At 52.2% G+C, this 13,902-nt stretch carries 12 protein-coding genes; 5 read left to right on the top strand and 7 right to left on the bottom strand.

Annotated elements, in window-relative coordinates; all coding sequences use genetic code 11:
- Positions 1-64 precede the first annotated feature (64 nt).
- Together lgt and AWR27_RS14775 are read left to right on the top strand one after the other, a co-directional pair.
- Positions 65-925, top strand: a complete 861-nt coding sequence (gene lgt, locus AWR27_RS14780; RefSeq protein ID WP_077131876.1) for a prolipoprotein diacylglyceryl transferase — start codon at positions 65-67, stop codon at positions 923-925.
- Between the two features lie 139 nt (positions 926-1,064).
- On the top strand, positions 1,065-1,685 hold the full coding sequence (locus AWR27_RS14775; protein ID WP_077131875.1) for a transposase: 621 nt from the start codon (positions 1,065-1,067) through the stop codon (positions 1,683-1,685).
- Positions 1,686-1,790: 105 nt separating this feature from the next.
- Here the strand turns inward: AWR27_RS14775 and AWR27_RS14770 are convergent, their stop codons facing one another.
- Entirely contained in the window at positions 1,791-2,726 is a 936-nt protein-coding gene (locus AWR27_RS14770) for a carbohydrate kinase family protein (RefSeq protein WP_077131874.1), read from the bottom strand.
- A 163-nt stretch (positions 2,727-2,889) separates the two neighbouring features.
- Positions 2,890-4,275, bottom strand: coding sequence for an MFS transporter (locus AWR27_RS14765; protein WP_077131873.1), 1,386 nt, complete (start codon positions 4,273-4,275; stop codon positions 2,890-2,892).
- 124 nt (positions 4,276-4,399) lie between these two features.
- Between AWR27_RS14765 and AWR27_RS14760 the strand changes: the two genes are divergently transcribed.
- On the top strand, positions 4,400-5,848 hold the full coding sequence (locus tag AWR27_RS14760; RefSeq protein ID WP_077134008.1) for a BamA/TamA family outer membrane protein: 1,449 nt from the start codon (positions 4,400-4,402) through the stop codon (positions 5,846-5,848).
- Between the two features lie 2 nt (positions 5,849-5,850).
- Here AWR27_RS14760 and AWR27_RS14755 read toward each other — a convergent pair whose 3' ends face one another.
- Positions 5,851-6,618, bottom strand: coding sequence for a LytR/AlgR family response regulator transcription factor (locus AWR27_RS14755; RefSeq protein WP_077131872.1), 768 nt, complete (start codon positions 6,616-6,618; stop codon positions 5,851-5,853).
- Positions 6,619-6,760: 142 nt separating this feature from the next.
- Here AWR27_RS14755 and AWR27_RS14750 point away from each other — a divergent pair, with 142 nt between their 5' ends.
- Positions 6,761-8,134, top strand: coding sequence for a condensation domain-containing protein (locus AWR27_RS14750; protein ID WP_083732864.1), 1,374 nt, complete (start codon positions 6,761-6,763; stop codon positions 8,132-8,134).
- 31 nt (positions 8,135-8,165) lie between these two features.
- On the opposite strand, the gene AWR27_RS14745 is transcribed toward AWR27_RS14750, so the two are convergent.
- The 3 genes from AWR27_RS14745 to AWR27_RS14735 all read right to left on the bottom strand — a co-directional run bounded on the left by AWR27_RS14745 (position 8,166) and on the right by AWR27_RS14735 (position 10,537).
- On the bottom strand, positions 8,166-9,443 hold the full coding sequence (locus AWR27_RS14745) for a metal-dependent hydrolase family protein (RefSeq protein WP_077134007.1): 1,278 nt from the start codon (positions 9,441-9,443) through the stop codon (positions 8,166-8,168).
- 115 nt (positions 9,444-9,558) lie between these two features.
- Positions 9,559-10,020, bottom strand: coding sequence for a hypothetical protein (locus AWR27_RS14740; protein ID WP_077131870.1), 462 nt, complete (start codon positions 10,018-10,020; stop codon positions 9,559-9,561).
- Between the two features lie 61 nt (positions 10,021-10,081).
- The gene (locus AWR27_RS14735) at positions 10,082-10,537 is read right to left on the bottom strand and encodes a DUF4920 domain-containing protein (protein WP_077131869.1); all 456 of its coding nucleotides are present in this window, start codon (positions 10,535-10,537) and stop codon (positions 10,082-10,084) included.
- 56 nt (positions 10,538-10,593) lie between these two features.
- Between AWR27_RS14735 and AWR27_RS14730 the strand changes: the two genes are divergently transcribed.
- Positions 10,594-12,645: a M13 family metallopeptidase gene (locus tag AWR27_RS14730; RefSeq protein WP_077131868.1), complete on the top strand. Its 2,052-nt coding sequence runs from the start codon at positions 10,594-10,596 to the stop codon at positions 12,643-12,645.
- Positions 12,646-12,750: 105 nt separating this feature from the next.
- Here the strand turns inward: AWR27_RS14730 and AWR27_RS14725 are convergent, their stop codons facing one another.
- Positions 12,751-13,872, bottom strand: coding sequence for a spore photoproduct lyase family protein (locus AWR27_RS14725; RefSeq protein WP_077131867.1), 1,122 nt, complete (start codon positions 13,870-13,872; stop codon positions 12,751-12,753).
- Between the last annotated feature and the right edge of the window lie 30 nt (positions 13,873-13,902).

The raw sequence follows: 13,902 nt of genomic DNA, 5'->3' as shown, positions 1-13,902 counted from the left end.
TCCCGCAATCTGTATCTTTGTCGGTCGTTGTTCAGATACGAACCGGCACTTTCGCTGACAAACTATGTTGCAGTACATTATTTGGGAAGCTGATCCCGAAATTTTTCACATCGGTGCTTTTTCTGTACGCTGGTATGGGCTGCTCTTCGCACTGGGTTTTCTGATCGGTATGCAGATCATGACCTACATTTTCAAAAAAGAAGGCAAACCCGTTGCCGATACCGATACGCTGCTGATTTTCATGGTTGTATCGACGGTAGTAGGGGCGCGTTTTGGTCATTTTCTGTTTTATGAACCCGAAGTTCTGCTTAAAAACCCCCTCACGGTTATTACGCCCCCCTTTGCCGGTTTAGCCAGTCACGGGGCAACTATCGGTATTCTGACGGGGCTTTGGCTGTATTCGCGCCGGAAATCGAGCCGGGCAACCGGACAAACGTTTCTGTGGGTTACAGACCGAATCGTGATTACGGTTGCTCTGAGCGGGGCATTTATCCGGCTGGGTAATTTTATTAACTCCGAAATCATCGGTCGTCCCACCGACCTGCCCTGGGGCGTTGTATTTCCCCGTGCCGACTACAGCGGTATTCCGATGCCCCACGTTGTGCCACGCCACCCGGCACAGTTATACGAATCGCTGTCGTGTCTGGTACTTTTTTTCTTTCTGTTCTGGTTCTGGAATAAGTACAAAGGCCGCGCTCCACGCGGCAGTATGCTTGGCATTTTTCTGATCTGGGTATTTGCGCTGCGATTTTTGTGGGAGTACACCAAAGAAAATCAGGTATCGTTTGAGAATAGCCTGTTCCTGAACATGGGCCAGATTCTGAGTATTCCGGCAGTGCTGCTGGGTATTTATTTCGTGATACGAAGCTATCAAAACCCGGTCACGCTGGTAGAAGCATCGGAGCCGGATGGAGTAAAATCCTGACGAAAACGGGTTTGACAAGGGTAGAAAAGGGGCTTTACGGCTCCTTTTTGCTTTTATGCCGCGTTCACTCAAAAAGCTGCTGTATGTATCGATGCAACGCCTACTTTGCCAATATGTAATTTCCTAAACCAACAATCGAATGACTAACAAGCACTCCTACCTGACTACAGCCCTGCTCATGGGCGTACTGCTGACCGGCTGTGGCGGCAACAAAGAGGAAGAAAAAACCGAAGAAGCGTCGGTTTCGGCAACAGGGGCCGTTGACGCTATGAAAGCTATAGCCGATCAGGCTGAAGAAATGCAGAAAAACGGACCGGTAGAAACCGTCGATTTCCGCGCGTTGAAAGAATTGCTCCCCGCCGACGCCGACGGACTAACCCGCAAGGAAGCAACCGGCGAGAAAAACAAAGCAATGGGCTTCGGCGTCTCAACCGCGACAGGCAAATATGGCAATGATGACAACAGCGAAACCATCGAAATCGCCTTAGTCGATGGAGCTGGCTCGGCCATGATGATGGGCTTGGCTGCCTGGAGTATGATCGAGGTCGATAAGGAAACTGCCGACGGCTACGAAAAAACGACAACCATCGGTGGCAACAAAGCTTTCGAGAAATACGATAACAGCAGCAAATCGGGCGAGGTGGCCGTATTGGTCAATAAACGCTACATCGTTACGGCCAAAGGGCGGGGCGTTGGCATAGACAAAATCAAAGCCGCCCTCGAAGACGTTGATATGAACAAACTGGCCGAGTTGAAATAAAAGGGATAGGGTGTAAAGGTGTAAAGGTGTAGGGTGTAAGGGGCTGACGCAAAACCCTACACCTTTTATACCCTACGCCCTATCCCTTTACACCCTACACCTTTTTTAATAAATCTCCTCGCGATCAATTTTGGGTGGTAGTGGTCCCTGCCGGGTGAGTTTCATTTTCGCGAGGGCCGCGCCAACGTGAGCGCAGTTGGCGGGCGCGTAACCATCGATGTAAGCGGTCAGGAAACCGGCCCAGTAGGCATCCCCCGCACCGGTAACGTCGACCACGTCTATTTTTCGGCCCGGTACGCGAGCCTGTTTTGCACCGTTGTTGTACGACACTAAACTACCATCGGGGCCGAGCGTCAGACAGACCAATGATGCCCCCATCTGGTGAAAATCCTGAATAGCTTTTTCGGGGGGCTGCTTGCTGCCATACAGCCGCGCCACGTCGTCTTCGCTGACTTTGACCAGCGCACCATACGAAAAATACTCGGTCAGTACGCGCCATGCCTGATCGCGGTCGGGCCAGATACTGGGTGCATAATTGGCGTCGATACTGACCTGACAACCAAGAGCCTGCGCTCGGCGGGCACCATCGACAATGGTTCCCTGCGCGGGCGACTGGCTCAGGGCGAAGCAGGTAGTATGAAAAATCCGGGCCTGTTGCAGCAACGAATCAGGCAGGTGTTCGGGTTCGATTTGTCGGTCGGCGGTACGGTAGGCAATAAAATCGGGCGTACCCGACGTGCGCGACACTACGACAATGCTGGTGGGTTCGAGCGGATGGCTGTGTACGTATTGTGTATCGACGCCCGTTTCGGTGATTTGGCGGGTCAGGTATCGCCCTATGTTATCAGTGCCAACTGTGGCAACCAGCGCGACTTTGTTTCCGAGCCGGGCCATGTTAGCCGCCATATTGGCCGGACTACCGCCCTGATACCGCCGAAAATCCTGGGCATCGAGCAAGCTCGATGAAACGTGGTGGCTAATGAAGTCGGCCAGTAACTCGCCTACCGAAATCAGGTCGTAAGGGCGTTCAGAACTATCCATCTACTGTATAAGCGTAATGCGGTGGTAAGGATTGCGTTAATGCGTTGGCGAATGCGGCTTTCCAGCCGCGTTACCAACGCATTATGGGGTTGAAACGCGCCCGGTCAGCACGAACGAAACGCTGCTGAGACACCTTTCAACCCCACGAAGTAACGAAATAAAATTAATGCCCCCCGCCCCCGACTGGAAACGCAGCTCCGGTACTGTTCGGATTCGACTTCACCAGGAAGCACGATGCAGCCGCTAAGAATAGGCAAATGCCACAGAGAATGAGCGCGTTACGGGGATCGCTACCCAAAACATTATTGTATAGGAACGGCACCGTGATCATGCTGATAATTTGCGGCACCACAATGAAACCGTTGAAAATACCCATGTACACCCCCATGCGCGAAGCCGGAACCGAGTCGGCCAGCATCACATACGGCATCGACAGAATCGACCCCCAGCCGAAGCCCACGAGCAGCATGCCAAAGGCGAAAATATTTTTATCGTTCGAAAACAGCATCGACATAAAGCCTAAGCCGGCCACCGACAAAAACAGGGCGTGAACTGCCTGCTTGCTAAACCGTCGCGACAGCATCGGAATCAGGAAGGATACCAGAATGCACCCCACATTGAAGAAAGCAAAGCACAAACCGCCCCATTTACTGCCCTCTTCAAAACCGGGCGCGTCGGGTGTTGGTGCATTGAAAGCGTGCCGGGCAATTGCCAGCGATAGGTACTGCCACATCAGGGGCAGGCCATACCAGGTAAAAAACTTTACCCACCACAACTGTCGCATCGTGGTCGGCATTTCGAGGAGCGCGTCTTTGATTTCGGCAATGGCATGACCGAAGCCTTTCTGTTCACGTTTCATGCGCTCGAACTCGGCCATGTCGGCGGGCGGGTATTCTTTGGTTGTATAAACCGTCCAGAGTACAGCCGCCACAATAGCAAACGCGCCAATATAGAACAGGTAATGCACATATTGCGGAATGGCATTGCCGCCTTCAGTTTCAGACAACGTCATGGCAATGCCCAGCACTGGCAGCAGGTAGGGCATCAGGCTGGCTAATATCTGCCCGAAACCCACAAAAAAACTTTGAATAGCAAACCCCAGGGTTCGTTGCCCCTCATTCAGCTTATCGCCGATAAACGCCCGAAACGGCTCCATCGTTACGTTCAGCCCGGCGTCCATCATCCACATCAGCCCGGCAGCCATCCAGAGTGCTTTGGAGTTGGGCATCAGCACCAGCGCAATGCTGGAAATAATGGCTCCGATAAGGAAAAATGGCTTCCGCCGACCCCAGCGGGGCGACCACGTTCGGTCGCTGATTGCGCCAATCAGCGGCTGTATCAGCAAACCCGTTACTGGACCGGCCAGCCACAAAATGGGTATCTTGTTTTCATCGGCACCGAGATAGCGAAACACCGGACTCATAATAAATTGCTGGAGGCCGAAGTTGTACTGTATCCCGAAAAAGCCAAAACTCATGTTCCAGATTTGCCAGAACGTTAGGTTGGGCTTCGCGAGGGCCGCTGGCTTCTGAATTTTTTCGGTTTGCATGTAGCAGGTAAAGTTTGGAGTATCTTCTGTAGCATTTAACGAACAGACAACAATTATACGTAGTGGTTTGCAGGATACACAGATATTCTTGTCTTATTTTTTTGAGAAAGCCGTATTTTTGGCCATGATTCCAAAAAGTGGAGTAATCGGTTTCGTGTGGCTTGCGGTCGTTTTTGGGATCATCTGGCCCGCTGCCGCTCAGGACCGTTCTGTTATCGTGCTTGATTCGAGCCAGTCGGTACTGATTGGGCAAATTACGCTGAAAGGCAATTACCGCACGCGCGACCGCATTGTTCGGCGCGAACTATCCCTACATACGGGCGATACAGTCCGGCTGGCCGACCTGCCCGGTCGAATGGCTTGGGATCAGCGTAACGTCAATAATACCAATCTGTTTATTACGGTCGATATCGTCACGCAGTACATACCCGCGCTCGATTCAACCCGGCTGGCAACGGTTGATCTGACGGTAGTGATGAAAGAACGCTGGTACATCATTGTATACCCGGTTTTTGATCTGGCCGACCGAAATTTCAACGAGTGGTGGTATGACCGGGGCCGAGACCTCCGACGGGTTATCTACGGCGGGCGGCTCAGCTACCGTAACGTAACGGGTAACAATGACCGGCTTCAGTTAGCCATCGAGCGTGGGTTTCTGTCGCGAACGGTAATTTCATACGCCATGCCCTACGTTGACCGGGCCCAGCGCATTGGTCTTCGCGCCGACTTTAATTATCAGACCAACAAAGAGTTGCCTTATCAGACGCTGAACGATAAGTGGGTATACGTGCGTTCGGAAGAACTGCTGCGCGAGCGCATGTTTGCATTTTTGCAGATGACCTACCGGCGGGGGCTGTATCATTATCATACTATCGAAGCCCGCCATACGCGCAATACCATCAACGACACTATTGCCCGGCTCAATCCGAATTATTTTCTGAATGGCCGTACCCGCCTGTCATTCACGAGCCTGAGCTACACCTATCGGTACGATCAGCGCGATAACGTGGCGTATCCACTACGTGGAACCTTACTGACCGCTTCTGCCGGGGTGGGTGGCCTGCTGCCGAGCGATAATTTTCGCTATGCCGAGTTTCTGGGTTCTGTCACCCGTTTCTGGCCGTTGGGTGGTCGGTTTTATACGGCATCGGGTTTGCGCGGGCGGTTCTCCCTGCCCGTCGAGCAACCCTATTTTTTTCTGCGGGGTTTAGGCAGTTCGCTCGACATGATACGCGGATATGAACTGTACGTTGTTGATGGTCAGCGATTTGGCATCTGGCGAAACAGCCTGCGCTACCAGCTTTTCGATGTTCGCAAACAATTGAACTGGCTACCTGTCCGGCAATTTAACACAGTGCCTATTGCGGGATATGTGACCGCTTTTGCCGATATGGGCTATGTGAGCAGCACGGTGGCCGAGCAATACCAGAGCCAGTTAGCCAACCGCTTATTGGCCGGAACGGGCGTTAGCCTCGATTTTGTCACGTTCTACAACATGGTATTCCGGTTCAGTGGTACAATCAATGCACAGGGTAAGCCTGGTTTTTTCTTTAACCTGTCGCAGGAATTATAAGCCTACCAGACCGGGAAGTGCCGCATAAATTCTTCTTTATAATTGCGGCCCAGCGGCACCGAATGCCCGGCCACCATCACGTCGTGATCGCTGAACGATTCAATCCGGTCTAAATTAACCACAAACGAGCGGTGCGTTCGGGTCAGCCGATTATACTGCAACCGTTCGAGCATATGACTGAGTGGGAGCCGCACAACGTATTTTTTAGCTCGTGTAACAACGGTCGTATAAATGTCGTCGGCTTCCAGAAACAGTATTTCCTGAAGCGGTACTTTCACAAATTGCTGTTGCTGCTTGATAAACAGGGCGTTATCTACTTTCAGGATAGGTGCCGGTCTCAGGCCGTCTTTTGCTGCCGTTTTATCGGGGATTTGCGGCATAGAAACGCGTCCTGAAAAATTGTTGATAGCCATTTCGATAGCCAGCCGCAACTGCATTAGGTTGAAAGGTTTGGTGATGTAGGCTGCCGGAAATGTTTCTTTAGCCCGCCCAATGGTGGCCCGGTCGGCCAGGGCTGTCAGGTAAATAACGGGCACCTGCCGAATGGTTGACAATTGCCGAATGGTTTCGATACCGTCCCAGTCGCCTTTAATCGTAATGTCGCACAACACCAGATCAACGGTATTACCTGCAAATAATTCGAGTGCCTTTCGGCCATTGTTGGCAACACCCACAACAAAATACCCTTCTGTTTCTAACTGGTCGGCAAGGTCCATTGCCAGAATGGCCTCATCTTCAATAAGCAGGATGTTGATACGGTCGTTCGTCATGAAGGAAAGGGAAGCTGGATATATTGTCGTTTGCCTACCAAAAGTATACGTTTACCAACCTTTACCACCCATTGACCGACAAACTAATCTAAGGTAGTTGACATAGCTGTAATTTTCATTCCTGATTCTTCCTTTTTTTGCTATGCCAACTACTTATACTGATACGCAACTCGCCTGGCATCCGGCCCAGGAAGAAATAATATTGACGCAACCCATCGGGAAAATGCAACCGGCAGTGGCCGGTTACGTAACCCTTACCGGGCCGCTTCAGATCGACCTGTTACGACAAATTATTGTCAACCTCCCTACTTACTATGATATATTTCGCTACCAGTTAGACGTGAGCTGTTTTCGGCCAGTTGCCAGTCTCAACGATGCCCTATCGCACCTGCCTGTGTCTGTGCTCGACATGCAGCCTGCGGTCTGCCCGCGTCTGGAAGCCGACAACTGGATACGTCGGCAGATGAACAGGTCGCTTCCCGATCAGCAATGTGCCGAATTTGTGTTGCTGACCATTGCCAACAATGAATATCGGCTGTTTATTCGTTGCCATAGCCTACTGCTCGATCATACCGGCTTTAACCTCCTGCTGCGATACGTTGCCAACGACTACACACGGCAGGTGGCGGGTCGTCAGGAAACGGAACTGGTTTATTCTTACGTGAAAGAAATTGCACCGGCACGGCTGTACCTAACCAGTCTGGCGTATACAGAAGACCGGTATTATTGGGAAAAACAACTGTCTGAACGGCCTCGCCCGCTGCTTCGTCGGCAGGAGCCCAAAGATGCCGGTTCGGGCGTGGTCAGTCTGCCTTTGAGCGACGAATTGAGTCACATGCTGGCTCGCGTTGCCGCCGAGACCGCATCGACCACCGAATCCTTATTGCTGGCGGCACTCACGCTCTGTTTTGCCCGAACAACCCACCAGGCCACGTGCCTCTTTGGACGAACGGTGGCGGGGCGTCAGACAAAAACTCAACGCGAAACGCTGGGACGCTTCGACCGGACGTTACCGTTTCAGGCCACCTACAATCCTGGTCATTCGCTCCGAAAAATGATTCGGCTCATTCGCAATCAGCATCGGGCCGACAACGGCCATCGTGCTTTTCCAGTGGGTCAGTTCGCCCGGTTACTGGGCCGCGATTTGGCAACCGAGCCACTAACCGATGTGTTGCTGACACACGTGCCGCACGATCCGGCGGTTCAGTTTGCAGAGCTTTCCAATCAGGTTTATCCATTAAATGAGCAGGCAGCCACCGTACCATTCCAACTTTTCTGGCACGACGCGAAACCCGACGAATCGGCTTACATGCAGGCTGTTTTTCAACTGGCCTATCTTAATCAGGAGGAGGGAAAGTTAGTACTGAACAGGCTTCATCACATTCTGACGCAATTTGAGCAGCGACTTGACGACCTTGTAACTACCATCGACATTTTGCCTGCACCACAATCAACATACCGCCCCTGGCTGGCCGTGAATAGCCCTTGTAGCCCATTTCCCGCTGTCTGGCAGTGAACAGCGTATGCTACAACGAACTATTGGGTGTTCATTGTTTGTATATTTTGCCATCTTTCATGACAAAGCGGACGGATTGGAGCGTTTTAACGTCCTGCAATGGATTCCCATCAACGGCGATGATATCAGCTAACTTGCCTGTTTCGATAGAGCCGATCTGCGTATCCATATTGAGTAGTTTGGCATTGGTCATCAGTGCCGATTTCACGGCGGCCAATGGCGGCATACCAGCTTCAACCATGTACTCAAATTCTTTAGCATTGTAGCCGTGGATATACACCCCTGCGTCAGTGCCAAAAGCGATGTTTACACCTGCTTTATAGGCTTTACCAAACGTAGCCTGAATTTTGGGGCCGATGGCTAATGCTTTAGGCGTTACCAAAGCCGGGTAGTAGCCGAAGGTACGGGCTGAGTCGGCAACGGTTTTTCCGGCAATGATGGTGGGCACATAGTAAGTGCCATTCTTTTTAAACAGCTCAATGGCTTCGTCGTCCATGTAGGTGCCGTGTTCGATGGTCTGAACACCCGCCCGAATAGCCCGTTTCATGCCCTCAGCCCCGTGCGCGTGGGCCGCTACGGGGTAGCCATAATCTTTAGCTGTTTCGACAATCGCTTTCAGTTCTTCCTCCGTAAACTGCGGTCCCTGACCATCTTTGGCATTGCTCAGAACACCCCCCGTTGCCGTAATTTTGATCAGGTCAGACCCTTCCTTGTACCGTTGTCGAACAGCCTTTCGACCTTCTTCAGGACCGTTGATAACGCCTTCCAGAGGGCCGGGATCGCCCATCAGGTCGCTCCGATAGCCGTTGGTCGGGTCGGCGTGGCCGCCAGTCGTAGCAATCGACTTGCCGACGGTGAAGATACGTGGACCTTCAACCAGCCCCCGGTTAACGGCGTTGCGCAGGGCCACGTTGATACCACTGCCGCCGAGGTCGCGCACGGTTGTAAAACCGGCCATGAGCGTGGTTTTGGCGTATTTGGCGGCTTGGTACGCTACATCGGGTACGTTCTGGGTGAAGCGGTCGGCGGTGGCACCGCGCCGGGTTTCGTTCTCGATATGTACGTGCATATCGATCAGGCCGGGCAGCACGGTTTTGGTTTTCAGATCAACCACGCGGTCTTGCCCGGCGGGTGAGGTATAACCTTTCTGAATGGCGGTAATTTTATTGCCTTCGACCACCACAGTCATTTGCGACTGAACGGCATTGCCGATTCCATCGAAGAAATTACCACAGTGGATAAGGGTACGTTGAGCCAATAGGGGAGAAGCCAGCAGCGATAGCCCCGCCAGCAGGTACAGTTGTTTCATGGCTGATGATTTGGTTGGGTACGAAAAAAGCCGCAACGGTTGGTTGCGGCCTGAATCTACGAAAAAAGTGTTGGATTGACTCTAAGGCTTTTTTCTGTAATACTGGGCTGTTTAATCAATTTGGGCGGTCAGTCAACACTTTTACAATCAATTTCAGTGTGTCTTGCACCTGACCGAGCGTACCCTGCATTTGATCAATCGTACTTTGCATTTGACCGATTGTACTTTGCATTTGACCGATTGTACCTTGTATGTCTACAATCGTACCCTGCATCTGACCGATTGTACCCTGCATTTCATCGAGACGGGTGTTGACCCGCGTGAACTCTTCGCGAACCTCTTTCTTGAACGATTCAAGATCGGCTCTGACTTCGGCTACTTCCGCTTTTACTCCGGCAATATCCTGCCTGATTTCGGCCAGTTCGCTATCGATCCGGGCGAAGCCTTCGTTTTGGTCCCGGCGGATGGCTCGTACATCGACGGTCAGGTCGGCTAAGCCACGCGCGACGCTTTCAAGTTGGCGGCCTTGGTCAACGGCCAATTGTTCCAGTTGTTCTACTCGTTCTTCTAAAAACATAGTTGGTGGGTGTTTTTGCAATGATACGCACAAAAACAACTGGCTTACAAATGACAAAATCTTATTGCTTCACAATAACCCCGTCGGCTACGAACGTAAGGGCTTTTTCGGGTTCGGTAATCTTGGCAATTTCTTCCTTCGATTTACCAGCGTCTTCGGCATAGTGGCGCAACTCCGACACGGGCGTAGTGGTGGTTTCGGCAAGGCCCTGCACAACAACTGTTTTGCCAACAATATCTTTCGGGACAAAGAAACCGTAGTCTTTAAACGTTACCCGCATGGTTTGGCCGTCGCCGGTTTTTACTTTCATCCAGCAGCCTTTCATCTTGCAAACATCCTCTACCGTACCTTCAACTTTTGCGGGCATTTTGTCTTTATCGCCCATTTTAGCCGGTAGCTCGGTAGCCGCAATGGCCCCTTTGCTATTGATCTTTTTGCCATGATAGCTTACGTTATCCTGCGCTACGGCACCAAATGAAGCCCCAACCAAGAGGGCTATAAACAGTACATTTTTCATGGTTCAGCGTTTTATGCGTAAAAATATCGAATTCTAAACGAACAACAGAACACTCTATGATACATGTTAAATTGTTCATTTGTCTTTTTGCCACGACTATATGTCTGACAGCCTGCCAGAAAGGTACGGAATCTGGCGACGAATCAGCCCGCCGAACCAGTTTCTTCGACAAGTCAGGTATGGACACCACGGTTAGCCCCGGCAACGATTTTTTTTCGTATGCTAATGGTACGTGGTTGAAAAAAACGGTTATCCCCGCCGACCAAACGGGCTGGGGGTCGTTTTATCAGTTATACGAAGAAAATCAGCTAAAGACAAAAGCTATTCTGGAAGAAACCGCTAAAGCCGACGCCAAAACGGGCAGTATTGAACAGCAGATAGGCGATTTCTACGCCAGTGGCATGGACACCGTCACGATTGAAAAAATCGGCTACGAACCGCTGAAACCCGACCTTGCCAAAATCGCAACACTGACCACTTATAAAGACATATTGAACTACGTGGCGGCTGATAAAGCGGCTCCGGGGGGTAAATTATTCGGCTTCTACATCGGGGCCGACGACCGGCAAAGCAGCCTCAACCGCATCAACTTTCAACAGGCCGGGCTGACGCTGCCCGAAAAAGAGTATTATACCAAACAGGACGCTGCGACAAAGAAAATTCGGGCGGCTTTTCTGACGTACATAACCCGATTGTTCACGCTGACGGGCGTTGATTCGGCGTCGGCCCGCACCAAAGCCGAGGGCATTCTGGAGTTTGAAACAAAGCTGGCTCAATCGCACAAAGCCCCCGCCGACCTGCGCGACCCAGTAGCCAATTACAACAAAGTTTCCGTTTCTGAGCTGACCCGGCAAATGCCAAATCTGGATTGGCGAACGCTGCTGAATACGATGAACCTTAAACAGATCGACACCGTGCTGATTGGGCAACCCGCTTATTATCAGGCGTTGGATAAGCTATTGCCGACAGTGCCGATCACAACGCTCAACGATTATCTGGCCTTTGCTACCATCGATCAGAACACCAGCCAACTGAGCCAACCGTTTGAACGGGCTGCGTTTGTGTTCTACGAAAATACACTCTACGGTCAGCCGCAGCAACCCGCCCGCTGGAAACGCATCACCAATCGAATTGACCGGAGTCTGGGCGAAGCGTTGGGGCAGTTGTGGGTGAAACGCTACTTTCCGCCCGACGCCAAAGAGCGGATGCTGACGTTGGTCAACAACCTGCAAACCGTGTACCGCGAACGAATTCAGAAACTCGACTGGATGGCTCCCGAAACTAAAAAAGTAGCGTTGGCGAAGTTAGATAAATTCGTTAAAAAAATTGGCTACCCCGACAAGTGGAAAGATTACTCAGACATAATCGTGAAGCGGGACGATTTTTTTGGCAACGTCCAACGTGCTCGCATACATGATTACAAACGAGAATTTGCTAAAATCAATCAGCCAGTCGACCGCTCGGAGTGGGCCATGACTCCGCCCACTGTGAACGCATACGCCAATCCGACCAACAACGAAATTGTATTTCCGGCGGGCATTCTGCAATTCCCATTCTTCGACAAAGACGCCGACGATGCCATCAACTACGGCGGTATTGGCATGGTGATTGGACATGAAATGACGCACCTTTTCGACGATCAGGGCCGGCAATATGATGCCAACGGAAACCTCCGCGACTGGTGGACCAAACAGGATGCCGAACGCTTTACCACTAAAACGCAAGCCATTGTTGACCAATACAATGGCTATACTGTACTGGATAATTTGCGCCTGAACGGACGCCTGACATTAGGCGAAAACTTAGCCGACCTGGGCGGTATTACGCTGGCCTATCAGGCGTTTAAACTGACAAAACAGGGCCAAAGCACGGATAAAATCGACGGCTTCACCCCGGATCAGCGGTTCTTCTTAGGCTTCGCACAAGTGTGGCGCACCAAAGTCCGCGATGAATCACTGCGGGTTCGTGTAGCTACTGACCCGCACTCGCCCGATAAGTTCCGGGTCAATGGGCCACTTTCCAACTTTGCCCCGTTCTATCAGGCGTTCGGCGTACAGCCGGGTCAGAAGTTGTATAAGCCAGAAGTGCAGCAGGCGCGGGTGTGGTAACTACCCTCACCCCCAGCCCCTCTCCCAGAACGGGAGAGGGGAGCACTGCTCCCGGATGGTTCACCCCTCTCCCGTTCTGGGAGAGGGGCCGGGGGTGAGGGCACGCTACGTCCAGTATAACACGGGCGCGTTAGGAAAACGCTGCTGCCATTCGGCGTAGAACCACGCTTTCATGTCGCGCATCTCGTCGGGCCGATACACGTATTTGGTGCCGCCAAACTTGTTACGCTTCTCGGCGCGTGTTGTTTCGTCCATATCGAGTGCGGTGTTCGGATACCACTGCAACAGCACGTCTTTCGAGCCGGGCGTAAAGCGGTGGCTGATGAACTCGGCGTTCATATCACACGGGAAATCAATGACTTCGGCGATGCGGTCAAGTAGAGCCGTGTAATGTTCACGCCAGTCAGGGATGGGCATAATCGGGGCGATGACAAGGCCAATTGGGTAGCCGCCACCGTCCAACTCTTTAGGTAACGCCAGTTTCCGAATACCCTGCAACCGCGCTTCTATTGAGGCCGTGCCACCTTCCAGCCGCCGGGCAATGCTGTCGGTGTTCAGGCTGACACGGGCGCGGGTTTGGCCGTTGTGCGGCAACGCAAGCAAGTTATCGACCTGATCGTATTTGGTCACGAAGCGCAGTTGTCCCATTTCGCGGGTGCCGTAATAGCGGATACATTCGGCCAAACTGCCCGTCAGATGTTCGATGCCCAACACGTCGGTATAGCAACTCACCTCAAATGTGGTGGGGCGGTTGGCGTCGCTACTTTGCCAGCTACGGTTAGGCGGATAGGTGCCTTCATAAGCCGCCGTGTGTTCGAGCATTTTGGGCAGGTTGGCATACGTCCGCACCACCGGAGGGCCAGCCAGGCTACCTGCCAAATAGCAGTACTGGCAATGAGCCGGGCACCCTTCGGCAAGATTCATCTGCCAGTCGGCAGAGGGCGGAATAGGCTGTAGTTTGAAGGCACTCGGCGGAGCGTTCACCACCGCCAGTGTATTTTTGGCGATGCGATACGTTTCGCGCTCGTCGGCTCCGCGCAGGCCCGTAATGCGATTGTTCTTCGCAATCTCGATGGGCAAACCCTGCGCCGAAATGCGCTCATACATAGCCTGCCCGAACGACTCGTTGAGGGCATCGGCTGTGAACACTACGCGCCGGGGCATCCACAGTTTAGGCGACTTAACAAGTGGCGTTGCTGCTGGCAAAATGGCTGTTTCGGTTGTCATAACGGGAGTAAAAGTGGGCAGAAGAGCCAC

This window comes from Spirosoma montaniterrae, assembly GCF_001988955.1.
Taxonomy (GTDB): Bacteria; Bacteroidota; Bacteroidia; order Cytophagales; family Spirosomataceae; genus Spirosoma; species Spirosoma montaniterrae.
Note: the sequence above shows the minus strand (reverse complement) of the source record. Positions and strands in the feature narration are given on the sequence as shown.

What these genes read in the sequence shown, in the direction of transcription:
- AWR27_RS14765 (WP_077131873.1), bottom strand. Translation starts at nt 4,275, where the DNA reads ATGCAAACCGAAAAAATTCAGAAGCCAGCGGCCCTCGCGAAGCCCAAC.
- AWR27_RS14770 (WP_077131874.1), bottom strand. Translation starts at nt 2,726, where the DNA reads ATGGATAGTTCTGAACGCCCTTACGACCTGATTTCGGTAGGCGAGTTA.
- lgt (WP_077131876.1), top strand. Translation starts at nt 65, where the DNA reads ATGTTGCAGTACATTATTTGGGAAGCTGATCCCGAAATTTTTCACATC.
- AWR27_RS14760 (WP_077134008.1), top strand. Translation starts at nt 4,400, where the DNA reads ATGATTCCAAAAAGTGGAGTAATCGGTTTCGTGTGGCTTGCGGTCGTT.
- AWR27_RS14740 (WP_077131870.1), bottom strand. Translation starts at nt 10,020, where the DNA reads ATGTTTTTAGAAGAACGAGTAGAACAACTGGAACAATTGGCCGTTGAC.
- AWR27_RS14775 (WP_077131875.1), top strand. Translation starts at nt 1,065, where the DNA reads ATGACTAACAAGCACTCCTACCTGACTACAGCCCTGCTCATGGGCGTA.
- AWR27_RS14735 (WP_077131869.1), bottom strand. Translation starts at nt 10,537, where the DNA reads ATGAAAAATGTACTGTTTATAGCCCTCTTGGTTGGGGCTTCATTTGGT.
- AWR27_RS14750 (WP_083732864.1), top strand. Translation starts at nt 6,761, where the DNA reads ATGCCAACTACTTATACTGATACGCAACTCGCCTGGCATCCGGCCCAG.
- AWR27_RS14730 (WP_077131868.1), top strand. Translation starts at nt 10,594, where the DNA reads ATGATACATGTTAAATTGTTCATTTGTCTTTTTGCCACGACTATATGT.
- AWR27_RS14755 (WP_077131872.1), bottom strand. Translation starts at nt 6,618, where the DNA reads ATGACGAACGACCGTATCAACATCCTGCTTATTGAAGATGAGGCCATT.
- AWR27_RS14725 (WP_077131867.1), bottom strand. Translation starts at nt 13,872, where the DNA reads ATGACAACCGAAACAGCCATTTTGCCAGCAGCAACGCCACTTGTTAAG.
- AWR27_RS14745 (WP_077134007.1), bottom strand. Translation starts at nt 9,443, where the DNA reads ATGAAACAACTGTACCTGCTGGCGGGGCTATCGCTGCTGGCTTCTCCC.